Source organism: Halomonas denitrificans (assembly GCF_003056305.1).
GTDB lineage: Bacteria > Pseudomonadota > Gammaproteobacteria > Pseudomonadales > Halomonadaceae > Halomonas > Halomonas denitrificans.
The window spans coordinates 162,185-184,815 of record NZ_PYVX01000003.1; the positions used below are offsets into that span (position 1 = coordinate 162,185).

Annotated in this window: 20 protein-coding genes and 1 other RNA gene; 10 read left to right on the forward strand and 11 right to left on the reverse strand. The window is 72.3% G+C overall.

From position 1 onward, the window contains the following. Positions 1–54: 54 nt before the first annotated feature. Together C9F13_RS10195 and C9F13_RS10200 are read left to right on the forward strand one after the other, a co-directional pair. The gene (locus C9F13_RS10195) at positions 55–1,179 is read left to right on the forward strand and encodes a murein hydrolase activator EnvC family protein (protein ID WP_108446430.1); all 1,125 of its coding nucleotides are present in this window, start codon (positions 55–57) and stop codon (positions 1,177–1,179) included. An 85-nt stretch (positions 1,180–1,264) separates the two neighbouring features. Continuing rightward, positions 1,265–2,566, forward strand: a complete 1,302-nt coding sequence (locus tag C9F13_RS10200) for a S41 family peptidase (RefSeq protein ID WP_108446160.1) — start codon at positions 1,265–1,267, stop codon at positions 2,564–2,566. Here C9F13_RS10200 and C9F13_RS10205 read toward each other — a convergent pair. The 4 genes from C9F13_RS10205 to C9F13_RS10220 all read right to left on the reverse strand — a co-directional run bounded on the left by C9F13_RS10205 (position 2,544) and on the right by C9F13_RS10220 (position 7,197). Next, the gene (locus C9F13_RS10205) at positions 2,544–3,833 is read right to left on the reverse strand and encodes a UbiH/UbiF/VisC/COQ6 family ubiquinone biosynthesis hydroxylase (RefSeq protein ID WP_108446161.1); all 1,290 of its coding nucleotides are present in this window, start codon (positions 3,831–3,833) and stop codon (positions 2,544–2,546) included. The genes C9F13_RS10200 and C9F13_RS10205 overlap by 23 nt on opposite strands. 100 nt (positions 3,834–3,933) lie before the next feature. After that, positions 3,934–5,181, reverse strand: coding sequence for a 2-octaprenyl-6-methoxyphenyl hydroxylase (gene ubiH, locus C9F13_RS10210; protein WP_108446162.1), 1,248 nt, complete (start codon positions 5,179–5,181; stop codon positions 3,934–3,936). 65 nt (positions 5,182–5,246) lie between these two features. Next, on the reverse strand, positions 5,247–6,584 hold the full coding sequence (gene pepP / locus C9F13_RS10215; protein WP_108446163.1) for a Xaa-Pro aminopeptidase: 1,338 nt from the start codon (positions 6,582–6,584) through the stop codon (positions 5,247–5,249). A gap of 34 nt (positions 6,585–6,618) precedes the next feature. Further along, positions 6,619–7,197: a UPF0149 family protein gene (locus C9F13_RS10220; protein WP_108446164.1), complete on the reverse strand. Its 579-nt coding sequence runs from the start codon at positions 7,195–7,197 to the stop codon at positions 6,619–6,621. A gap of 161 nt (positions 7,198–7,358) precedes the next feature. Here C9F13_RS10220 and C9F13_RS10225 point away from each other — a divergent pair, with 161 nt between their 5' ends. From C9F13_RS10225 to C9F13_RS10235, 3 genes are all read left to right on the forward strand, one after another. Continuing rightward, positions 7,359–7,658 (forward strand): cell division protein ZapA, encoded by a 300-nt coding sequence (locus C9F13_RS10225; RefSeq protein WP_108446165.1) that lies wholly within the window; start codon positions 7,359–7,361, stop codon positions 7,656–7,658. Between the two features lie 53 nt (positions 7,659–7,711). Then, a non-coding RNA gene (gene ssrS, locus C9F13_RS10230) (6S RNA) lies at positions 7,712–7,895 on the forward strand. A gap of 9 nt (positions 7,896–7,904) precedes the next feature. Further along, complete coding sequence (locus C9F13_RS10235; protein ID WP_108446166.1) at positions 7,905–8,537, forward strand: 5-formyltetrahydrofolate cyclo-ligase; 633 nt, start codon at positions 7,905–7,907, stop codon at positions 8,535–8,537. A 442-nt stretch (positions 8,538–8,979) separates the two neighbouring features. On the opposite strand, the gene ilvA is transcribed toward C9F13_RS10235, so the two are convergent. Further along, on the reverse strand, positions 8,980–10,494 hold the full coding sequence (gene ilvA, locus C9F13_RS10240; protein ID WP_108446167.1) for a threonine ammonia-lyase, biosynthetic: 1,515 nt from the start codon (positions 10,492–10,494) through the stop codon (positions 8,980–8,982). Positions 10,495–10,645: 151 nt separating this feature from the next. On the opposite strand from ilvA, the gene rpiA reads away from it, so the two are divergent. Then, positions 10,646–11,320, forward strand: coding sequence for a ribose-5-phosphate isomerase RpiA (gene rpiA / locus C9F13_RS10245; RefSeq protein ID WP_108446168.1), 675 nt, complete (start codon positions 10,646–10,648; stop codon positions 11,318–11,320). Between the two features lie 97 nt (positions 11,321–11,417). Here rpiA and waaA read toward each other — a convergent pair whose 3' ends face one another. The 3 genes from waaA to C9F13_RS10260 are packed head-to-tail and all read right to left on the reverse strand — an operon-like array spanning position 11,418 to position 15,236. Beyond that, positions 11,418–12,719 carry a lipid IV(A) 3-deoxy-D-manno-octulosonic acid transferase gene (gene waaA, locus C9F13_RS10250; protein WP_108446169.1) on the reverse strand — a complete coding sequence of 434 codons (1,302 nt, stop codon included), beginning with the start codon at positions 12,717–12,719 and terminating at the stop codon, positions 11,418–11,420. After that, on the reverse strand, positions 12,719–14,149 hold the full coding sequence (gene hldE / locus C9F13_RS10255; protein WP_108446170.1) for a bifunctional D-glycero-beta-D-manno-heptose-7-phosphate kinase/D-glycero-beta-D-manno-heptose 1-phosphate adenylyltransferase HldE: 1,431 nt from the start codon (positions 14,147–14,149) through the stop codon (positions 12,719–12,721). The genes waaA and hldE overlap by 1 nt, the downstream gene beginning before the upstream one ends. Next, positions 14,139–15,236 (reverse strand): glycosyltransferase family 9 protein, encoded by a 1,098-nt coding sequence (locus tag C9F13_RS10260; RefSeq protein ID WP_108446171.1) that lies wholly within the window; start codon positions 15,234–15,236, stop codon positions 14,139–14,141. The genes hldE and C9F13_RS10260 overlap by 11 nt, the downstream gene beginning before the upstream one ends. Between C9F13_RS10260 and C9F13_RS10265 the strand changes: the two genes are divergently transcribed. After that, positions 15,235–15,960, forward strand: a complete 726-nt coding sequence (locus C9F13_RS10265; RefSeq protein WP_108446172.1) for a 3-deoxy-D-manno-octulosonic acid kinase — start codon at positions 15,235–15,237, stop codon at positions 15,958–15,960. The two genes, C9F13_RS10260 and C9F13_RS10265, sit on opposite strands and share 2 nt — an antisense overlap. Here C9F13_RS10265 and C9F13_RS10270 read toward each other — a convergent pair. Beyond that, on the reverse strand, positions 15,942–17,081 hold the full coding sequence (locus tag C9F13_RS10270; RefSeq protein ID WP_245888756.1) for a glycosyltransferase family 4 protein: 1,140 nt from the start codon (positions 17,079–17,081) through the stop codon (positions 15,942–15,944). The genes C9F13_RS10265 and C9F13_RS10270 overlap by 19 nt on opposite strands. 41 nt (positions 17,082–17,122) lie before the next feature. Between C9F13_RS10270 and C9F13_RS10275 the strand changes: the two genes are divergently transcribed. Genes C9F13_RS10275 through C9F13_RS10285 form a run of 3 tightly spaced genes read left to right on the forward strand, consistent with a single transcriptional unit; the run spans position 17,123 to position 20,617 of the window. After that, the gene (locus C9F13_RS10275; RefSeq protein WP_245888757.1) at positions 17,123–18,223 is read left to right on the forward strand and encodes a glycosyltransferase family 9 protein; all 1,101 of its coding nucleotides are present in this window, start codon (positions 17,123–17,125) and stop codon (positions 18,221–18,223) included. Next, on the forward strand, positions 18,220–18,993 hold the full coding sequence (locus C9F13_RS10280) for a glycosyltransferase family 2 protein (RefSeq protein ID WP_108446173.1): 774 nt from the start codon (positions 18,220–18,222) through the stop codon (positions 18,991–18,993). The genes C9F13_RS10275 and C9F13_RS10280 overlap by 4 nt, the downstream gene beginning before the upstream one ends. Next, positions 18,986–20,617 (forward strand): sulfatase-like hydrolase/transferase, encoded by a 1,632-nt coding sequence (locus C9F13_RS10285; protein ID WP_108446174.1) that lies wholly within the window; start codon positions 18,986–18,988, stop codon positions 20,615–20,617. The genes C9F13_RS10280 and C9F13_RS10285 overlap by 8 nt, the downstream gene beginning before the upstream one ends. On the opposite strand, the gene waaF is transcribed toward C9F13_RS10285, so the two are convergent. Next, positions 20,614–21,654, reverse strand: a complete 1,041-nt coding sequence (waaF, locus tag C9F13_RS10290; protein ID WP_108446175.1) for a lipopolysaccharide heptosyltransferase II — start codon at positions 21,652–21,654, stop codon at positions 20,614–20,616. The two genes, C9F13_RS10285 and waaF, sit on opposite strands and share 4 nt — an antisense overlap. After that, entirely contained in the window at positions 21,647–22,603 is a 957-nt protein-coding gene (gene rfaD / locus C9F13_RS10295) for an ADP-glyceromanno-heptose 6-epimerase (protein WP_108446176.1), read from the reverse strand. The genes waaF and rfaD overlap by 8 nt, the downstream gene beginning before the upstream one ends. Between the last annotated feature and the right edge of the window lie 28 nt (positions 22,604–22,631).

Consider the following 22,631-nt stretch of genomic DNA (forward strand, 5'->3'; position numbering starts at 1 on the left):
CGGGGCCCGGAGCGCCAGGGCGTGACGGGGCGGCGTGCCGCGTCGGCCGGCCTGATGGCGAGCCTGGTGCTGGGCCTCGCCCTGGCCGGCCCGCTTGCCGCCGCCCCCTCCGAGCGCGAGGCCCAGGCGCGCCTCGACGCCCTGGGCGAGGAGATCCTGGCCGCCTCCGGCCGGCTCTCCACCACCCGGGAGGCCCGCGACGAGGCGAGCGAGGCGCTGCGCGAGGTGGAGACGGCGCTCGCCGAGACCCATCGCCGCCTCGACGCCCTGCAGGCCGAGCGGCGCGCCCTGAACGACGAGATCGCCGACCTCGAGGCGCGGCGCGAGCGCCTGGCCGACGAGCGGCGCGGGCAGCGCGACGCCCTCGAGGTCCAGCTCGAGGCCTTCTACCGGCTCGGCCTCACCCCCCAGCTCAAGCTGCTGCTCAACCAGGACGACCCGGCCCGGCTCGACCGCCTGCAGCACTACCTCAACCGCCTGGCCCGGGCCCGCCACGAGCGCCTCGATGCCCTCGAGCGCCTGGAGCGCGAGCTCGCCGAGACGCGCCAGGCCCTGGCCGAGCGCGGCGAGCGGCTGGCGGCCGTGACGGCACGCCTCGACGAGCGCAGCGCCGCGCTGGCCGAGCAGAGCGCCGAGCGCGCCGCGCTGGTGGCGAAGCTGGACGAGCGCTTCGCCAGCGAGCAGGCCCGGCTGGCGACCCTCGCCCAGGACCGCGCCCATGCCGAGCGCACCCTGCGCGAGGTGCAGGAGCGCCTGGCACGGCTCGAGCGCCCGCCGCCCTCCACCGCCATCGAGGAGACCCGGGGCGCGCTGCCCTGGCCGGTGCAGGGCAGCATCGCCTCTTCCTTCCGCCACGGCGAGGGGGTGCACCTCAACGGCCTGGTGATCCGCGCCGCCGAGGGCACCCCCGTGCGCGCCGTGCACCCCGGCCGGGTGGTCTTCGCCGACTGGATGCGCGGCTTCGGCAACCTGCTGATCGTCGATCACGGCGACCGGGTGATGACCCTGCACGCCCACCTGCAGCACTTCTCCGCCGGGGTGGGCAGCGCGGTCGACCGCGGCGATACCCTGGGCGCCGTGGGCGCCAGCGGCGGCCAGGGCCAGCCGGGGCTCTACTTCGAGGTGCGCCGCGACGGCCAGCCCATCGACCCCCGGGGCTGGATCGCCAGCCGACCCTGAATCGCCGCCGTGCGCCGCGACTATTCCATCGACGCCGGGGCGCGGGCTATGCTGGGCCGCCCGCCCCGCAACCGCGAGAGTCTGCATGCTCCTACGTCCCGCCGCCCTGCCTTCCGTGACGCGCCGCCTGGTGGCGGTGCTGCTGCCGATCGCCCTGCTGGCCATCGCCCCGCTGCCCGCCGCCGCCCAGAGCGCCGCGGACGATGACCTCCCGGTGGCCGAGATCCAGGCCTTCGCCGAGGTGTTCGAGCGCATCAAGCGCGCCTACGTGGAGGAGGTCGAGGACGAGGACCTGCTGCGCAACGCCATGCGCGGCATGCTCAGCGAGCTCGACCCCCACTCCGCCTACCTGGACAGCGAGGAGTTCGCCAGCCTGCGCGAGTCCACCCAGGGCGAGTTCGGCGGCGTGGGCATCGAGGTGGGCATGGAGGAGGGCCAGCTGACGGTGATCACGCCCATCGACGACACCCCGGCCTCCCGGGCCGGCCTGCGCTCCCGGGACCGGATCCTGCGCATCGACGACACCCCCACCGACCGGCTCTCGCTGCAGGAGGCGGTCAACCTGATGCGCGGCGAGCCGGGCACCCAGCTGCGGCTGACCATCCTCCACCAGGACGCCAACGCGCCGCTGGAGGTCACCCTGACCCGCGAGATCATCCGCACCCAGAGCGTCAAGCACGAGCTCCTGGAGGAGGGCTACGGCTACCTGCGCGTCAGCCAGTTCCAGAGCCGCACCGGCCAGCAGGTCGACGAGGCCCTGGCGAGCCTGCAGGACGACGGCCCCCTCCAGGGCCTGGTGCTCGACCTGCGCAACAACCCCGGCGGGGTGCTGCAGGCGGCGGTGGACGTGGCCGACGCCTTCCTCGACAGCGGGCTGATCGTCTACACCGAGGGGCGCCTGGCCGACAGCGCGATGCGCTTCTCCGCGGGCCGCGAGACCGCGGCGCCCGAGGTGCCGCTGGTGGTGCTGATCAATGGCGGCAGCGCCTCGGCGGCGGAGATCGTCGCCGGCGCCCTGCAGGACCAGCGCCGCGGCGTGGTGATGGGTACCCAGAGCTTCGGCAAGGGCTCGGTGCAGCAGATCATGTCGCTGGGCAACGACGAGGGGCTCAAGCTGACCACGGCGCTCTACTTCACCCCCGACGGCCGCTCGATCCAGGCCCAGGGCATCGAGCCCGACGTGGAGGTGATCCGCGGCCGCCTGGAGGTCGCCGAGGGCAACGGCCTGGACGTGCGCGAGGCGGATCTCCAGGGCCATCTGGGCGCCTCGGACGATCCGCAGGAACGCAGCGAGATGAGCCAGCGGCTGCGCGAGGACTACCAGCTCGGCGAGGCCCTGAACCTGCTCAAGGCCCTCGACGTACTCAGCCGGCGTCGCGCCGGCTGAGGGGACGACAGGCGGCGGGCAGCCGGCCGCGATGGCCGGTCGCCTGCTGCATCAGCAGCCGCTTGAGCGGCCCGAACCGATCCACCCCGGAAAGCCCCAGGTTGCGGGCCAGGGTCAGGGCCGGATGGCGCGCCCCGAACAGCAGCCGGAAGCCGTCCATCAGCGCCAGCATGGCGGCGTTGTCGCCGCGGCGTCGCCGGGCATAGCGGGCCAGCACGTGTCCGTCGCCGGGCGCGAGCCCCCGCCGACGCCCCTCGATTACCTCCTCGGCCAGCACCGCGGCATCCATCAGCCCCAGGTTCACCCCCTGGCCCGCCAGCGGGTGGATGCTGTGCGCCGCATCGCCCACCAGGGCGAAGCCCGGGCGCACGTACGCTTGGGCGTGGCGCTGGATCAGCGGCACCGCCAGCGCCCGGTCGACCACCGTCACCTCGCCGAGGCGATGCTCGAGGGCCGCGCCCAGCGCCTGCCCCAGCGCCTCCGGGGAGAGCGCCGTCAGGCGTTCGGCCTCCTCCGGCGTCGTCGACCAGACGATGGAGCAGTGGCGGGCGTCGCCCTCGACGGACAGCGGCAGGAAGGCCAGCGGCCCCGTCGCCAAGAAGACCTGGCGCGCCACGCCGCCGTGCTCGCGGGCCGTGCGCACCGTGGTGACCACCGCCACCTGGCCGGTGTCGCGCTCGCGGGTCTCGATGCCGGCCCGCTCGCGCAGCGGCGAGCGGGCGCCGTCCGCGGCCACGATCAGCGGGGCCCGGAGCCGCTCGCCATCTCCCAGCACCACCGTGCGCGGCTCGCCCTCGCTCTCTGTCTCGCCCCCGGCCTCGAGCTCGGCCACCCGGGCGCCGTAGCGCAGGGTGACCGTGGGCAGCTCCGCCAGGCACGCCTCCAGGGCCGCCAGGGTCACGTCGTTCTCGACGATGTGCCCGAGCACCGGCACCCCGGCCTGGTCCGCGGAGAAGTTCACCTCCCCGCTGCCCTCGCCGTCCCACACCTGCATGAAGCGGTAGGGGCTGACCCGGCGCGCGGCCATGGCCGGCCAGGCGCCCAGTCCCACCAGCAGCTGGCGGGAGACCGGGGTCAGGGCGCTGACCCGCATGGCGGGCGCCCCCCGGCCCGCGGCCTGCCCGTCGAGCGGCGCCTCGCGGGCGTCCAGCAGGGCCACCGGCAGCCCGGCCCGGCCCAGCAGGCAGGCCAGGGTCGCGCCCACCATGCCGCCGCCGACGATGATCGCCTCGAACGCCTGCGGCGCGGCTTGCGGTTCTGCGCTCATGGCGTCTGCTCCTCGTGGTGGCCCGGCGGGCCATGCCGTCTGTTCATCGTATGCGTTTCCGTCCCTATCCTTCCGGTCTTTCACCTTGCCGGCCCTGGCGCTAGCGTTCCAGCCCCATGGCCCGGCGCGCCAGGGTCCGGCGCAGCGGCCCCACCAGGTTCAGCCCGACGAGCCCCGCCGCCCGGGCGTGGGAGAGTACGGGGTGGTCGAGGCCGAAGAGCCGGATCAGGCCGTCGCTGAAGCGGATGACGTCCTGGCGGTCGCCGTCGCGGCGCGCCTCGAAGTCCTGCAGCACCGCCGCGCTCCCCGGCGCCTCGCCGCGCTCGTCGCCGGCCTCGATGGCCGCCACCAGGTCCATCACCCCGCGCAGCGCCAGGTTGAAGCCCTGACCGGCCACCGGGTGCAGAGAATGGGCCGCGTTGCCGAGCACGGCCAGCCCCGGGCGCACCGTCTCCCGCGCCGTGACCAGCGAGAGCGGGTAGGCATGGCGGCGCCCGACCCGGCGGAAATGCCCGGCGCGATCGCCGAAAGCGCGCTGCAGTTCGGCCAGGAAGTCGCCGTCGGCAAGCGACAGCCGCCGCGTCTCCTCGCCCCGCGCGTGGGTCCAGACCAGCTCCATGGTCTGCCCCGGAAGGGGCAGCAGGGCGATGGGGCCCTCGGGGGTGAAGCGCTCATAGGCGATGCCGTCGTGGGGGCGGCTGACCTCGACGCTGGCGATCAGCGCCACCTGCTCATAGGGCCGCTCGCGGCTTTCGATGCCCAGGCGCTCCTTGAGCCCCGAGCGCCCGCCGTCGGCGAGCACCGTCAGGCCCGCCTCCAGCACGCTGCCGTCCGAGAGGGTGAGCCGATGTCCCTCGGCGACGGGGGCGATGCCCTCCACGCTCGCCGGACAGTGCCAGTCGAGCGGCAGCTCGCCCAGCCGCCCGTGCAGGGCGCGCCCCATCCAGGCGTTGGGCACCACGTGCCCCAGCGCCTCGACGCCGAGCTCCGCGGCGCGCAGCCGGGTCACGCCGAGCCGGCCCCGCTCGCTGACGTGGATGGTGCGGATCGGCGCCGCCTGCTCGGCCATGGTCTCCCAGACCCCCAGGCACCCGAAGTGGCGGGCCGAGCCGCAGGCGATGGCGCTGGCCCTCGCATCGAAGCTCGGCTGCCAGGGCTCGGCCAGCCGGCGATCCAGCGGCGCCGGCTCGATCACCGCGACCCTGAGCCCCGTCCGCTCGACCTGCGCGGCCAGGGCACAGCCCAGGCTGGCGCCCACCAGGCCGCCGCCGACGATGGCGATATCGACCCGCTCGCCCCGCCGCTCCGCTACCGCTTCGCTACCCCGCGCGTCCCGCGTCGACGTCATGCCTGCCGCCCCTTTGTTTCATAACGTACATTACATAAAAGCATTGAAAGCCTCTCGCCAGCTGGTCACTCCGTGACCATCAGCGCCTCGATATCGGCCACCCGCTTGGGCACGGAGGCGGTCAGCACCTCGCCCCCCTCGGCGGTGACCGCCACGTCGTCCTCGATGCGGATGCCGATCCCCCGGAAGGCCTCGGGCAGGTCGTCGGCGTCGGGCACGTAGAGCCCCGGCTCCACGGTGAGCACCATGCCGGGACGCAGGGGCCGCGGCTGGCCCGCCTGGCGATAGGCGCCGACGTCGTGCACGTCGAGCCCCAGCCAGTGGGAGGTCGAGTGCAGGTAGAAGCGCTGGTAGCTGCCGTCGTCGATGCGCGCCTGGACGTCCCCCGCCAGGAGCCCCAGCTCGATCAGCCCGGCGGTGAGGTCGTGCACCACGCCGGCGTGGATCGACGCCAGGGTGGCGCCGGGCCGCACCGCCGAGATGGCGCGCTCCTGGGCCGCCAGCACCACCTCGTAGAGAGCCCGCTGGGCCGCCGTGAAACGGCCGTTCACCGGGAAGGTGCGGGTGATGTCGCCGGCATAGAGGTCGAACTCGACGCCGGCATCGATCAGCACCAGCTCGCCGTCCCGCAGCGGGGCGTCATTCTCGAGATAGTGCAGCACACAGGCGTTGGGGCCGCCACCGACGATGCTGGCGTAGGCCGGCCCGCTGCCGCCCTGCCAGCGGAACTCGTGCTCGAGCTCGGCCTGCAGCTGGCGCTCCACCAGGCCGGGGCGGCAGGCCCGCATGGCGCGTGCCTGGGCCCGAGCGGAGATCTCCCCGGCATGGCGCAGCAGCGCGAGCTCGGCCTGGCTCTTGACCAGGCGCTGCTCGTGGATCAGCGCGCTGACGTCGGCGAAGGCGGCCGGTATCGACGCCCCGCGGCGGGCGTGCCCCGCCAGCTCGCCGCGCACCTCCTCGGCGAGCGCCAGGGCCCCGGCGTCGTCCAGCGGCAGGTAGAGCGTCTCGCGACCCTCCAGCAGCAGGGCCAGGCGCTCGTCGCGCTCGGCATTCTCGAAGGCCTGGTCGAGGCCGTGGTCGCGCACCGCGCCCTCGGCGCCCAGGCGCCGGCCGGTCCAGGTCTCCAGCGCCGGGTCGCGATCCTGGCAGAACAGCACGCTCTCGCCGGCCTCGCGGCCGGGCAGCAGCACCAGCAGCGCCTCCGGCTCGGGAAAGCCGGTCAGGTAGTGGAAGTCGCTGTCCTGACGAAAGGGGAACTCGCTGTCGCGCGAGCGGGTGACCAGGGCGGCGCCCGGCAGCAGCACGGCGCTGCCGGCGGAAAGCTGCGCCATCAGGGCGCGGCGCCTCGCGCGGTACTCGTCGCTGGCGATCGGCGCGGGGCGGGGCAGGGTCTCGGGGGACATCGCGGCTCCTCGGTGGCGGGGTGGGGTCGGCGGCTCAGTGCTGGGTCGGCTCGTCGACCTGCTCGACCTGGGGCTTGCCGGGATGCTGCTCGGTGTAGAGCAGCATGGCGGCCATGCGCGCATGCTCGGTGAGGGCGAAGAGGTCGTTCTCGTTCTCGGCACTGTCCTCGAGGTCGGTCTCGATGGAGGTCAGACCGGCGAGATCCTCCAGGGCCTCGCGCAGGGCCGGCGACCAGTCGCCTCGCGGGGCATCGCCGGCATCGGCCACCACCTCGAGGAAGCCCAGGGTCCACTCCTGCAGGCCCTGGGCCCGCTCGGCCAGCGAGAACAGCTCGTCGGGCAACAGCGGCTCGAGGTTGAGCTCGGCGGCCGACAGCGCCTCGAGGGTCTGGCGGCGCCAGCCCAGCAGGCGCTCGGCGCTGGCCTCGTCGCGGGGCTGCTCGACGCCCAGGCTCAGGCAGACCTCCTCCAGCCAGGCCTCCGGCGTGATGTCGTGCAGGGCGAGGGAGGCGCAGAGGCGACCGTCGAGGAAGGCCGGTGACTGCATGCTGCCGTGGAGCAGAAAGGTGTCGGCGATGGTGGAGAAGTCCTGGCGCTCGTTGATCAGTGACATGGCAAGGTTCCGCTGGGGGAGCCGACGGGCGCGTTGACCGCCCGCAAACGGCTCTCTTATAGTGACTGGGTTTCGCTTCAGGCCTCGATGTTAACGCATCGACCCTGCATGACGCGCACCCGCTGCGCCCCCGCTGCCACAGGCCCTTGCCGGAGCCCGCCATGACCGAGCCGACACGGCCGACCACCGAGATCACCCTCCTGGAGCGCTCCTACTCCATCGCCTGCCCGCCGGAGGAGCAGGACAAGCTGGAGCGGGCCGCCCGCTACCTCGATCGCGCCATGCAGGGCATCCACGCCCAGGGCCGGGTGGTCGACCGCGAGAAGATCGCCATCATGGCGGCCCTCAACATCGCCCACGAGCTGCTCGAGACCCTCGACGACCAGCGCGCCGGCGAGGAGAGCCTCAACGCCCTCACCGCGCGCCTCGAGAAGGCGCTGGACGCCGTCCCCGGCCGCTGAGCCGAGACGCAATCGCCCCTTTGGCCCGGCCCCGGCCTCTGGTAGGATGAAGGTGTTCCCTGGGGTGTTGGCCAGTCGTTATAGTCCCTCGAGCCTATGCGCAGTACCCAGGGGGCCAAAGCTAGCCGAACCCGTGTGCACGTCCGTGCGTCGGAAAGCCTGACGGTTCGGCTGCGGCCACCCACCTTGAACCACTGGGTTCAAGGGCCAGAACGACAGCGGCACTCTGGGGAACTCCGATCCGACATGACCACCATGCAGGATATCGCCGCACCCACTCCCTCCGACGATGACCGTCGCCGGCTGAGACGCGAACTGCGTCGCCGCCGACGCGAGCTGTCGCCCCGGCAGCGCCGCGAGGCCGCCGAGCGACTCTGCCGACGCCTGCGCCGCCTCCCCGAACTCCAGCGCGCCCGCCGCGTGGCCCTCTACCTGCCCAACGACGGCGAGATCGATCCCACGCCGCTGATCGACTGGCTCGAGCGCCGCGGCTGCCGCGTCCACCTGCCGGTCCTGAAGCCACTCTGCGACAACCAGCTGTGGTTCGTGCACTACCATGCCGGCACGCCCATGGTGGCCAACCGCTACGGCATCCCCGAGCCCGAGACCCGCCACGGGGCGCACCGCGCCCGGCGCACCCCGGCCTGGGCGCTGGACCTGATCCTGCTGCCGCTGGTGGGCTTCGATGATCACGGCCAGCGCATCGGCATGGGCGGCGGCTTCTACGACCGCACCCTGGCCTTCACCCGCCGCCCCGGGCCTCGCCCGCGGCTGATCGGCCTGGCCCATGACTGCCAGCGGGTGTCGCGCCTGCCGACGGCCCCCTGGGACGTGCCGCTGGATGCCATCGTCAGCGACGCCCGCGTGCTTCGCCCCTGAGGCCGCCCTCCCCAGGTGCCACCAACGACGACGGCCGATGCAGATGCATCGGCCGTCGTCATCGGGCGAGGCGGGCAGGGCGATGGCCGCTCTGCTGCGAGGGCCTCAGCCGCCCGCCAGCGCCTGGGCGTAGCCGGTGGCCACGATCCCGATGCCGAAGACCAGCACCAGTGCCATGACCAGATCGGGCTTGCGCTTCATTGTGATGGACTCCATGGGAGACGGGACCGCGTCGGTCCGATGTGAAGATGATGGCGGCGTCACCACGGCGGTGATGACACCGGGATGACTATAGAGCCTCGTGCTTACGCATGACAACCGGCATTCTCAGTACGTTACATATCTAAACACTTACATGACCTGGATCATACGGTGAGTCAGCGCTCACTTCCGAGCCTCTAGCGCCATCCCATGTCGCTGCCCCGTCTCGACGCCTCGCCCATCAGGCCATGAAGAGCCGGTAGGCCGGGTTGTCGCTCTCCTTCCAGTAGCGGTAGCCGATCTCGTCGAAGTAGCCCTCGACGTGGCGGCGGTCGCCGTTGGGCACCTGCATGCCGACCAGCACCCGGCCGTAGGCGGCGCCGTGGTTGCGGTAGTGAAAGAGCGAGATGTTCCAGTCCTGGGGCAGGTGGGTGAGGAAGTTCATCAGCGCGCCGGGGCGCTCCGGGAACTCGAAGCGATAGACCTCTTCCTCGAAGTGCTCCTTGGGACGGCCGCCGCCCAGGTGGCGGATGTGCAGCTTGGCCAGTTCGTTGTCGGTCAGGTCCTCCACCGGGTAGCCGGCGTCGCGCAGCCGGTCGATCACCGCCTGGCGATCCTCGCCGCCGGGCTTCACCTGCACGCCGACGAAGATGTGGGCCTGCTCGGGCTCCGCGTAGCGGTAGTTGAACTCGGTGACCATGCGCTTGCCGATGGTGCGGCAGAACTTCTTGAAGCTGCCGGGCTTCTCGGGGATGGTCACGGCGAGGATCGCCTCGCGCTGCTCGCCGAGCTCGGTGCGTTCGGCGATGTGCTGCAGGCGATCGAAGTTGGTGTTGGCCCCGGAGTTGATGCAGACCAGGGTCTCGTTCTCGGCGCCGGTCTGCTGGATGTACTTCTTCAGCCCGGCGAGCGACAGCGCGCCGGAGGTCTCGGAGACCGCGCGGGTGTCCTCGAAGATGTCCTTCACCGCCGCGCACATCTCGTCGGTGTTGACGGTGATGACGTCGTCGACCAGGCCGCGCATCACGGCGAAGGGCGCCTCGCCGATCTGCGCCACGGCGACGCCCTCGGCGAACACCCCGACCTGGTCCAGCACCACGCGCTCGCCCGCCGCCAGGGCCGCCTTGAGGCAGGCGCTGTCCTCGGACTCCACGCCGATCACCTTGATCTCGGGCCGCAGGTACTTGACGTAGGCCGCCACGCCGGCGATCAGGCCGCCGCCGCCCACCGGCACGAAGATGGCATCGATCGCCCCGCCGTGCTGGCGCAGGATCTCCACCGCGATGGTGCCCTGGCCCGCGATGACGTCGAGGTCGTCGAAGGGCGGGATGTAGGTGTAGCCGTGCTCGGCGATCAGCTCCTGGGCGTGGGCCGCCGCCTCGGCGAAGGCGTCGCCCTTGAGCACCACCTTGGCGCCCCGCGCGCGCACCGCGGCCACCTTGATCTCCGGGGTGATGCGCGGCATGACGATCACCGCCTTGACGCCCATCAGCTTCGCCGCCATGGCCAGGCCCTGGGCATGGTTGCCCGCCGAGGCGGCGATCACGCCCTTGGCCTTCTGCTCGTCGGTGAGCTGCGCCATCTTGTTGTAGGCGCCGCGGATCTTGAAGGAGTAGACCGGCTGGAGGTCCTCGCGCTTGATCAGGATCTGGTTATTGAAGCGACGGGAAAGGAAGGGGGCCGGCGAGATGGGGGTTTCCCGGGCGGCCTCGTAGACCCGGGCCTGGAGAATCTTCTTGACGGTAGCTTCGAGCATCCTGATATCCCAGAAGTGACGCGAGGGCGCCATGGGCGGCGCCGCGAGGAACCCGTATTGGTAGCATTCCCGCGGCCGCGGCGTCCAGCATCCATCGGCGCCATGGCCTATAATGACGCCCCTTTCGCCCCCATCAGACAGCGAGCCCGACATGACCCAGGACGAACTCAAGGACGCCGTGGCCGCCGCCGCCATCGACGAGATCCGCCCGCACCTCGGCCGTGACAGCGTGATCGGCGTCGGTACCGGCTCCACCGCGAACCGCTTCATCGACCGGCTGGCCGCCCTGCGCGACGACTTCCGCGGCGCCGTGGCGAGCTCCGAGGCCAGCGCCGAGCGCCTCCGGGGCCACGGCATCGACTGCTTCGAGCTCAACGAGGTGGGCACCGTGCCGGTCTACGTCGACGGCGCCGACGAAGTGAACGCTCACTTGCACATGATCAAGGGCGGCGGCGCGGCCCTGACCCGCGAGAAGATCGTCGCCGCCTGCGCCGAGCGCTTCGTCTGCATCGCCGACGCCTCCAAGCGCGTCGCCACCCTGGGGGACTTCCCGCTGCCGGTCGAGGTGATCCCCATGGCGCGCTCCTACGTGGCCCGCGAGCTGGTCAAGCTGGGCGCCGACCCGGTCTACCGCCAGGGCGTGATTACCGACAACGGCAACCAGATCCTCGACTGCTATGAGTTCATGATCGAGGACCCGGTCGCCATGGAGGCGCGGATCAACGCCATCGTCGGGGTGGTCACCAACGGGCTCTTCGCCGCCCGGGGCGCGGACCTGCTGCTGCTCGGCGGCGAGCAGGGCGTGGAGCGCCTGACGCCGCAGTAGGGGGCCATCTCGAGCTCCCGATGATGAACGCCGGGGCAGGACGACGCGAGGGCCTTTGGGGTGAGGAGGATTCCTCCGAACGAGCTGGCCCAAGCCCTCACTCCGCCGGCAGCAGCGCCTCCAGGCCGGCCAGGGTGCGTTCGAGGGCCCCGCGATTGGCCGCCACCACGCCGAGGCCGGCCTCGCCGAGGCGCCGGCGCTCGGCGGCGTCATCGAAGAGCCGCCCCAGGGCCTCGCCCAGCGCCTCGCCGTCGGCCACCTCGACCAGCGCCTCGGCCTCGCGCAGCGCCTCGGCCACGTCGAGGAAGTTGGCGAGCGCCGGCCCGGTGAGCACCGGCACGCCCAGCGCCGCCGGCTCCAGCAGGTTATGCCCGCCGATGGGCACCAGGCTGCCGCCCACGAAGGCCAGGTCCGCCGCGCCGTAGAGCGCCAGCAGCTCGCCCATGGTGTCACCCAGGTAGACGGCCGTGTCGTCGCCGGGCCACTCGCCCCGGGAGCGGCGCGCCACCTCAAGGCCCTCCCGCGCGCAGAGCTCGGCCACGTCGTCGAAGCGCCGGGGATGGCGCGGCACCAGCACCAGCAGCGCCTCGGGCCGCTGCGCCCTCAGCCGCGCGTGGGCCGCCAGCAGCTGCTCGTCCTCCCCGGGATGGGTGGACCCGGCCACCCAGACGGGGCGGTCGCCCAGCCGGGCACGCAAGCGCTCACTCACCTCGCGGGTCGCGTCGTCGACGGCGAGGTCGAACTTCAGGCTGCCCACCACCGCGCTGCGCTCGGCCGGCATGCCCAGGGCGTGGAAGCGCTCGGCGTCCTCGTCGGACTTGGCCGCCAGCCAGTGCACCCGGCCCAGGGCGTCGCGCATCAGCGGCCTCAGGCGGCGATAGCCGCGAAAGGCGCGGGGCGAGAGCCGGCCGTTGACCACCGCCACCGGCACGCCCGCGCGGTCGCAGGCGGCCAGCAGGTTGGGCCACAGCTCGGTCTCGAAGAAGAGGGCGAGCGCCGGACGCAGCCGGGCGACGAAGCGCCGCGCGGCGCCGGGGAAGTCCAGCGGCACGAAGTGATGGCTCACTTCGGCCCCACGCTCTGTCTGACCGGCTGTCTGTGACAGCGCCAGCACCCGCTCGGCACCGGTGGCGGTCATGGTGGTGATCACCAGTTGATACCCGGGCCAGCGCTCGGCCAGCGCCGCGATCAGCGGACGGGCGGCCTGCACCTCGCCCACCGAGGCGCAGTGCAGCCAGAGGATCCGCTCGCCCTCACCGGCGGGGGGAATGAGCCCCAGCCGCTCGCGGCGGGGGCGACCGGGCAGCTGCTCGCGCCAGACCCGTTTCCAGACCAGCGGCGCAAGCAGGTAGAGGGCCGCCGAGTAGGCGCGGCGGGCCCAGGGCGGCGCGAGGCCCATCAGGTCTCGCGATCGAGGATGGTGGAGATCATCGCGGTGGTAGAGACGCCGTCCTCGAAGCCCAGCACCCGCACCTCGCCGCCGGCCTCGCGCACCGCGACGCCGCCGGCGATCTCCTCGGGGCGATAGTCGCCGCCCTTGACCAGCACGTCCGGCAGCACCGTCTCGATCAGCCGCTGGGGGGTGTTCTCGCCGAAGGGCACCACCCAGTCGACGGCGCCGAGGCCGGCCAGCACCTGCATGCGCCGGGCCAGGGGGTTGATCGGGCGCTTGGGCCCCTTGAGGCGACCGATGGAGGCGTCGTCGTTGACCGCCACCACCAGCCGGTCGCCGAGCCGGCGCGCCTGCTCCAGGTAGGCGACGTGGCCGGCGTGCAGGATGTCGAAGCAGCCATTGGTCATCACCACCCGCTCGCCGCGGGCCTGGGCGGCGCGCACCGCCTCGACTAGGGGCGCCTCCTCGATGACGCCGAACTCGGCGAGCTTGTCGCCGTGAAGGGCGGTGTAGAGCTCGGCAATGGAGAGCGTCGCGGTGCCGGGCTTGGCCACCACCAGGCCGGCGGCCAGGTTGGCCAGGGTCATCGCCTCGGCGAAGCCGTGGCCGGCGGCGAGCGCCAGGCCCAGCACGCCGATCACGGTGTCGCCGGCGCCGGTGACGTCGTAGACCTCCCGGGCGCGGGTCGGCAGGTGCAGCGGCTCGTGCCCCTCGCGGATCAGCGTCATGCCCTTCTCGCTGCGGGTGATCAGCAACGCCTCGAGCTCGAGCTCGGCGCGCAGCGTCTCGCCCTTGGCCGCGAGCTCGGCGTCGTCGCGGCAGTGGCCCATCACCGCCTCGAACTCGCCGAGGTTGGGGGTGATCACGCTGGCCCCGCGATACTTGCGGAAGTCGCCGCCCTTGGGGTCCACCAGCACCCGCTTGCCGGCGCCGCGGATCATCCGGATCAGCTCCTCAACGCGGTTCAGGGTGCCCTTGCCGTAGTCGGAGAGGATCACCAGGTCGCAGCCGGGCAGGGCCGCCTCGACCTGGGCCAAAAGCCCCGAGGTGTCGACCTCGCCGAGCCCCTCTTCGAAGTCCAGGCGGATCAGCTGCTGGTTGCGGCTCATCACGCGCAGCTTGGTGATCGTCGGGATGCCGGGGCTGCGCGCGAAGCGAGTGCTCACTCCGGCATCCTCGAGACGCGTCGCCAGCCGATCGGCGTTGTCGTCGTCCCCCACCAGGCCGGCCAGGGCGGCATGGGCCCCGAGGGAGGCGACGTTGAGGGCCACGTTGGCGGCGCCGCCGGGACGATCCTCGGCCTCGTCGACCCTGACCACCGGGACCGGGGCCTCCGGCGAGATCCGCGAGGTGCCGCCGTGCCAGTAGCGGTCGAGCATCACATCGCCCACCACCAGCAGGCGGGAGCGCTCCAGGGCGGTCAGGTCAAGCTTCATCGGGGGACTCCGTCTCGATGGGGGACTCGGGGAGGGCCAGCAGTGCCTCGAGGCGCTCGATCACGTCCTCGGCACGAATCAGCGACATGGCGTCGGGGTGGCGGACCCGCTGGCCCCAGGGCAGCGTCTCGGGGTCCTTGTGCAGATAGGTGCGCACGGCGTCCGGGTAGCGATTCACCACGAACGACCGCCAGCAGTAGGGCGCCGCCCGATCGGGGTTGGTGGTGGCGTAGAGCCCCACCACCGGCGCGCCCAGGGCGTTGGCCATGTGCACCGGCCCCGAATCCGGGGCGATCACCGCCCGGGCGTCCCGGATCAGGGCCAGCAGGCCCTTGAGCGAGGTCTCGCCGATGACGTCGGTCACCACCTGCGCCGAGCAGAGCGACTGGATGCGCTCGCCGAGCTCGCGCTCCTGGGTGCTGCCGCCGCCGGTCAGCACCGTCTTCAGGCCGTGCTGGCGCCAGGCATGCTCGATCACCGCCGCATAGCCCTCGGCGGACCAGTTGCGGAAGTTGCGCAGCCGCGGGTTCGCGCAGGGGCTGATCAAGAGGTAGGGCGCCTCGCCGGTGATGCCGCGGGCCTCCTCGACGGCGGCCTCGGGCACCGGCAGGTCCCAGGCGAGCGAGAGGTCCTCGACGCCGAGCAGGCGCGCAAAGTCCAGGTAGGACTCGAGCACGTGGGCACGGGGATGCGGGGCCAGCTGGCGCTGGGTGAACCAGTGCTGGGCATCCTTGGCCCGCGCCTTGTCGTAGCCCACCCGCAGGTCGGCCTTGAGCCCCAGGGAGAGCACGCTGGCGCGCAGCGCCTGCTGCATGTGGAGCAGCAGGTCGAAGCGCGTATCGGCGAGCTGCCGCCACAGGGCCCGCATGCCGGCCAGGCCCGTCGCCTTGTCGTAGACCACGAACTCGACCCCGGAGAGGCCCGCCAGTAGACTGTGCTCGCCCTTGCCGACGATCCAGGTGATCCGCGCCTCGGGCCACTGACGCTGCAGGGCACGGACTGTCGGCACCAGGTTACAGACATCGCCCAGGGCGGAGAGTCGCAGCACGCAGATGTGCTGGGGTCGATCGGGCAGAGGATGCTTCATGCGGTTGGCAACGTATCGAGCGGGAAAGAGTTGCATTCTATATGATGCGGACAGTTTATGTGACGCCGGCCGGGCGCCACAAACCGCGCCAAGGCTCATCGCCGAGGGCTTCGACCCCGCCTGGTGGCGCGACGCCGGCCGGGTCACCGGCGAGGCGCCGGGCCGCGGCGCCAGCCTCTTCCTGGACGCTGGCGAAGGCGTCGAGTGGGTGCTGCGCCCCTACCGCCGCGGCGGCCTGATCGCCAGGGCGAGCGAGACCCGCTACCTCTGGACCGGCCTGGAGCGCACCCGCGCCTTCCGCGAACTGCGCCTCACCGCCCACCTGCACGACCGCGGCCTGCCGGTGCCCCGCCCGGTGGCGGCGCTGGTGACGCGCCACGGGCTAGGCTACGAGGCGGCGCTCGTCACCGTGCGCATCCCCGGCGCCCGCGCCCTGGCCGAGCTGATCACCCGGCAGCAGGCCGATGAGGCCCTGCTCGCGCGGGTCGGCGCCACGGTGCGCCGCTTCCACGACGAAGGCCTGGATCACGTCGACCTCAACGCCCGCAACCTCCTGATCGACCCCGAGGGGCGGGTCTGGCTGATCGACCTGGACCGCTGCCGGCTGCGGCGGCCCGGCCGCTGGCGGGCGGCCAACCTGGCGCGCCTGCAGCGCTCCTTCGAGAAGTTCGGCGCCTCCGGCGCCATGGCGGCCGTGCGCCGCGGCTACGAGGCCTCGGCGTAGGCGGCCAGCAGTTCCGTCACGTGCCGCTCGAGGGTGAAGTCGCGCTCAACGCGTAAGCGCGCCGCCTCTCCCAGCCGCGCCCTCAGGGCCGCATCGTCGGCCAGCTCGGCCAGGGCCCGGCCCCAGGCCGCGGGGTCGTCGGGCGCGGCGAGCCGGCCCGTGGCGGGCTCGATCAGCTCGGGCAGGGCGCCGCTGTCGCTGCCGACCACCGCCTTGCCGGCCGCCATGGCCTCGATCACCGTCAACCCGAAGGCCTCGTTGCGCGACGGCACGCAGACGATGTCCATCGCCTCGAAGAGCCGCGGCAGGTCGCGGCGAAAGCCGACGAAGGCGATGCTCTCCTCCAGGCCGAGCGCGCGGACCCGCTCGCGCAGCTCGGCGACGAAGGCCTCGCTGCTACCCTCGGCGGCGGTGAGCCCGCCGACCAGCAGGCCCTGCCAGGCCAGGGCCGGCCGCTGCTCGGCCAGCCAGGCCAGCGCCTCGATCCACACCCGCTGCCCCTTGCCCGGGGTCAGGCGCCCGGCCAGGCCGATCGCCACCGCGCCCGGCGCCACGCCGAGCGCCTGGCGCAACTCCGCCCGTTCGTCCGGTGACAGCCGCGGCGCATAGGGCGCCGGGTCGATGCCCAGGTAGAGGCGCTGGATGCGCTCGGCGGGCAGGGGGAAGGCCGCCTGGTTGCGTCGACGGGTCGTCTCGCTGATGGAGAACACCCGGGTGACGCGGCCGTAGGCCCAGCGGTGGTAGGGGTCCTTCTTGGGGCGGGTGACGCCCATGTGGTCGGTGAAGAAGAGCCGCAGGGAGGGGCGCAGGCTCACCAGCAGGGCGCCCAGGCGAAGGTCGCTGGACTTGTGGCAGTGCAGCACGCCGATCCCGTGGCGCTTCAGGTAGCTCAGCAGCCGGCCGATCCCCAGCAGCGCTCGACCGCGCGAGGACACCGTCAGCGGCGTGATGCCGGCCTCGGCGAGGCTATCGGCCACCCGGGAGCCGGCCAGGGCCAGGCCGTGGGCCTCCCACCCCTGTCGCGCAAGCTCGGGTATAATGCGCGACGGATACATTTCCAGTCCGCCCCAGCCGTTCGAGAGGCAGATATGCAGGACCTTGCGGGACGACTTGCAGGACAAGGCGCTCTCCTTACGTGCGGTTGCGGGGCTCGGGAGCCCGGATGATGACACTTTCCCCTGCCAGGGACGGCGGCCGCCCTCGCCTGCTGGTCGTGCGCAATGACAAGCTCGGCGACTTCATGCTGGCCTGGCCGGCGCTGGCCTGCCTGAAGGCGGCCGAGCCGGCCCCCCACGTCAGCGTGCTGGTGCCGGCCTACACCGCGCCGCTCGCCCGCCAGTGCCCGTGGATCGACGAGGTGCTGCTCGACCCCGGCGACGACGCCGGCCGCGAGGCGCAGCGCGAGCTGCTCGGCACCCTGCGCGCGGGCCGCTTCGATGCGCTGCTGACCCTCTTCTCGACCCCGCGCATCGGCCGGCTGGGCTGGCGAGCCGGCATCCCGCTGCGCCTGGCCCCGGCCACCAAGTGGGCGCAGCTATTCTACAACCGCCGGGTCACCCAGCGCAGGTCGCGTTCCGAGAAACCCGAGTACGTCTACAACCTGGAGCTGGCCGAGGCCCTGCTCGACGCCCTGGGCCTCGCCGTGCCGCCGCGCCCCGCGCCGCCCTGCTGGCCGCTGCCGGCCGGCACCCGCGAGGCCGAGCGGGGGCGCATCGTCGACGAGCTCGCCCTCGACCCCGCGACGCCCTGGGTCTTCCTGCATCCGGGCAGCGGCGGCTCGGCGGTCAACCTCACCCTCGAGCAGTACGCGCGTCTGGTGGCCGCCGTGGACGCGCGCCTCGACGCCGCCGACGCCGTGCGGCCACACTGGGTGCTGACCGCGGGCCCGGGCGAGGAGGCGGCGGCCGAGCGGCTTCGCGAGCGACTCGCCGAGGCGGCGATCACGGCCCACCGGCTGCCCGCCCGTCGCGGCATCGACGACTTCGCCCGGAGCCTTGCTGCCGCTGACCTGTTCATCGCCGGCTCCACCGGCCCGCTGCACATCGCCGGGGCCCTGGACCGACCGACGGCGGGCTTCTACCCGTCGCGCCGCTCGGCTACCCCGCTGCGCTGGCAGACCTGCAACGCCGAAGGTCATCGCCTGGCCTTCTGTCCCCCGGAGGGGGCGGGCGAGCGCGACATGTCGAGCATCGACCTCGACGCCGCGGCGACCCGCATCGCCGAGCGCCTGCTGCCCCTCCCGACCCGCGAGACGAGCCCATGACGCCGATCACCGGAATCATCATCACCCTCGACGAGGCAGAGAACATCGCCGACTGCATCGCCTCGCTGCGACCGGTCTGCGACGAGATCATCGTGGTCGACTCGGGCAGCCGGGACGACACCGTGGCCATTGCCGAGTCGCTGGGCGCCCGCGTCCTCCACCAGCCTTACCTCGGCGACGGCCCCCAGAAGGCCTTCGCCGTGCCCCAGGCGCGGCACGACTGGATCCTCGCCCTCGACGCCGACGAGCGCCTCGACGAGGACGCGGTCGCGGCGATCCACGCCCTGCCGTTGGACGACCCCCGCCAGGCGTACCGCTTCAACCGCCGCAACTTCGCCGGGCACCACTGGATCAAGGCGGCCGGCTTCTATCCCGATCCCGTCACGCGGCTCTACAACCGCACCACCTCGGGCTACCTGCCGAAGAAGGCCCACTCCTCGGTGCAGGCGCCGAGCGTCGTGGATACCCACAGCCACATCCGGCACTTCACCTACCGCGACCTGTCGCACTGGATCACCCGAATCGACCAGCTCTCGAGCCGCGACGCCTGGGCGATGAAGGAGCGCGGCAAGGGCCCCTCGCGCTGGCGCCCTACCCTGCATGCCGCCAGCGCCATGCTGCGCAAGCTGATCCTCAAGGGGGGGCTCTTCCAGGGCGCGGACGGCATGACGGTGGCGATCACCACGGCGTTCCATGCCTACATGAAGTACGCCAAGCTGAACGAGCTGCATGAGAACGAACGGGCCGCGGCGCCGACCGACCATGCTTAGGGCGGCGCGCCGACTGCGTCATCCGCGCTGGTGGGCGCTGCTGGTGCTGGGCCTGTGGCTCGGCTATGCCCTGGCCATGCTGACCCGGCTGCCGACCTGGGCGCTGCCCGCGGTGACCGGCGCCTGGCTGCTCCTGGCGCGCTGGCGGCGCTGGGGCGCCCCCCGGGATCCCCGGCCGGCGACCCGGGTGTGGCCCTGGTCGCTCGTGCCCCTGACCCTGTGGGGCTTCTACGTCTACCTGGCCGCCAGCTTCGGCGAGGTCGATCTCGGGGCGGTGTTCTTCCACCTCCAGGCCGGCATGTCGGAGCACGGCGGCGCGGAGCGCATCGTTTCCGCCCTCCTCCACACCCTGGGCATGCTGCTGCTGCTCGCCGCCTTCACCTGGCTGGTGCGGGTCGATCGCCGCTGGCGCACGACGGAGCGCCTGCTGGCCGTGGTGCTGCTGGCCGCCAACCCCATGCTCTACGGTCTCGGCCAGCGCGGCGCCGCCATCGTCACCGACGACGGCGCCTGGCTCGATCGGCAGTACGTGGCGCCGGTGATCCTCGATGCGCCCCGCTCGCCGCCCAATCTGCTGCTGATCTACCTGGAGAGCCTGGAGCGCACCTACGCCGACTCGGCGCGCTTCGGCGATGCCTACGCGCCCCTGAAGGCGCTGGGCGAGCGAGCCCTGGTCGTCGAAGGCGTGCGCCAGCTCGACAACACCGGCTGGACCATGGCCGGCATGATCGCCAGCCAGTGCGGCACGCCGCTGATGCCGGCGGGCCTGCTCCACGACAGCCAGTTCGAGCCGCTCGGCCGGGTCGTGCCGGGCGTCGACTGCCTGGGCGACCTGCTCGCCGAGCGCGGCTATGCGCTCTCCTACCTGGGCGGGGCCAGCACCCGCTTCGCCGGCAAGGGGGTCTTCTACCGCGATCACGGCTTCGACCGGGTGATGGGGCGCGAGGAGCTCGAGCCGCGGCTGTCGGATCCCGACTACGTCAACAGCTGGGGCCTCTTTGATGACACCCTCTATGACCTCACGATCGAGGAGATCCGCCGCCTGGAGCGCCGGGGCGGCCCCTGGGGGGTGGTCAACCTGAGCCTCGCCGGCCACGCCCCCCACGGCTACCCGGCCCGCGCCTGCCGCGAGCGGCAGGGCGAGTTCGACGGCACCGACATCCTCTATTCGGTGGAGTGCTCGGCCTGGCTGGCGCGCCGCCTGGTGGAGCGGCTCGAGGCGGACGGTGTGCTGGACAACACCCTGGTGGTGATCGCCAGCGACCACCTGACCATGCGCGTTTCCGCCTGGGAGCAGCTGGTCGCCGGAGAGCGGGAGAACACCCTGATGCTGCTGGGCGAGGGGGTCGAGGCGCGCCGGCTGAAGGTCGAGGCGTCGACCATGGACGTCCTGCCGACGGTGCTCGAGGCCATGGGCTTCGTCATCGACTGGCACCGCGCGGGTCTCGGCGTCTCGCTGCTCTCCGACCAGCCAACGCTGGTCGAAGAGCACGGCCTCGAGACCCTGAACGCCCGCCTGCGGGAGGAGACCGCCCTCCAGGAGCGGCTGTGGGAGGGCCTGGCACCCACGCGGAGCGAAGCGGCGAACGCGCCCCCCGAGGCCGGCCCGGCGACGCCCCCCTAGAGGGGCGTCGCCAGCACCGCCTTGAGGACGCGCTCGGGGGTGAGGCGCTTCAGGCAGTCGGTATGGCCCAGCGGACAGGTCCGCTGGAAGCAGGGCGAGCAGTCCAGGGCCAGGTAGTGGATCTCGGCGTTGTCGGTCAGCGGCGGCGTGTAGGCCGGTGACGAGGAGCCGTAGAGAGCCTGGACCCGGGTCCCCACCGCCGCGGCCACGTGCATCAGCCCCGAGTCGTTGGTCACCACCTGCCGGCAGTCGCCCAGCAGGTCGACGGCATCCGCCAGCCGGGTCCGGCCGCAGAGGTTGTGGGTGTGGGGCAGGCCGTCGGCGATCGTCTCGCCGGCCTCGACATCCTTGGGGCCGCCCAGCACCCGCACCTCGAACCCCTCCACCACCAGGGCCCGGGCGAGCTCGCGGAAGTGCGCGAGGGGCCACTGCTTGGCGGGGCCGTACTCGGCGCCGGGCATCATGCCGATGGCCGGGCGCGACGACAGCCCCAGGGCGAGACGCTGCTCGACCAGGTTGTCGATGTCCAGGCGCAGGGAGGGCCGTGGCAGTACGAAGTCGCCGCCCTCGGCCTCCTCCCGGGGCAGGCCCAGCGCCACGAAGCGCTTGACGGTCTGGTCCAGCGTCGCCTTGTCGAGGGGCCGGCGGTCGTTGAGCAGCCCGTAGCGCTGCTCGCCGGTGAAGCCGGTGCGCCGGGGGATGCGCGCCAGGAAGGGCACCAGCGCCGCCTTCCAGGAGCGCGGCAGCACGATCGCCCGATCGAAGCGCCCTCTCAGGGAGGCGGCCAGCTGCCGGCGCGTCGCCAGGCCGAACTCGCCGTGACCCACCTCGAGGCCCGCGACCTCGTCGACCTCGTCCATGCGCTCGAGGATCGGTCTCGACCAGCCGGGCGCCACCACGCCGATGCGACAGCCCGGGTGGCGCGCCTTGAGGGTCTTGAACAGGCTCTGGGCCATGACCATGTCGCCGACCCAGGAGGGACCCACCACCAGGATGCGCTCTCCCTCACCGCCGGGCGCCCCAGCGGCTTCACCCATTCAGCCACTCCAGGTAGTCGCGCACGCCCTCGGCCACGGTGCGAAACTCGCGGTCGTAGCCCGCCTCGCGCAGCCGCGAGATGTCGGCCCGGGTGTAGCTCTGGTAGCGCCCCTTGAGCTCCTCGGGGAAGTCGATGTACTCGATCTGGCCCTTGCCGTAATGCTCGATGACCGCCTCGCCGATCGCCTTGAAGGGTTCGGCACGGCCGGTGCCCAGGTTGAAGATGCCGGAGGCCTCGGGGTGATCGAGGAACCACAGGTTCACGTCCACCACGTCGCCGACGTAGACGAAGTCGCGGCTCTGCATGCCGGCCTCATAGCCGTCCCAGGCGCCGAACAGCTTGAGGTCATGGCCATCGCGGATCTGGGTATGGTGATGGTAGGCGACGCTGGCCATCTTGCCCTTGTGCTGCTCGCGGGGGCCGTAGACATTGAAGTAGCGGAAGCCCACCACCTGGCTCTCGAAGTCGTCGTGGCGGGCCCGCACGTACTGGTCGAACAGCAGCTTGGAGTAGCCGTAGACGTTGAGCGGCTTCTCGTGCTCCGGGGCCTCGTAGAACACCTCGCTGCCGCCGTAGGTGGCGGCCGATGAGGCGTAGAGGAAGGGGATGCCCTCGCGCTGGCAGAAGTGCAGCAGCACCTTGGAGTACTCGAAGTTGTTCTCGAGCATGAAGCGGCCGTCCCACTCGGTGGTGTCCGAGCAGGCGCCCTCGTGGAAGATCGCCTCGATGGGCGGGAGGTGCGACTCCTCGCCGTTCATCGCCGCCTTCACCCGGGCCAGGAAGTCGTCCTTGTCCAGGTAGTCGCCCAGCGTGCAGTCGGCCAGGTTGACGAACTTGGTACCGTCGCTGAGGTCGTCGACCACCAGGACGTCGTCGCGGCCGCGGGCATTCAGTGCCTTGACCAGATTCGAGCCGATGAAGCCGGCTCCGCCTGTTACTACGATCATGGGAATCCTCTTCTCCGGGCCTGCGCCT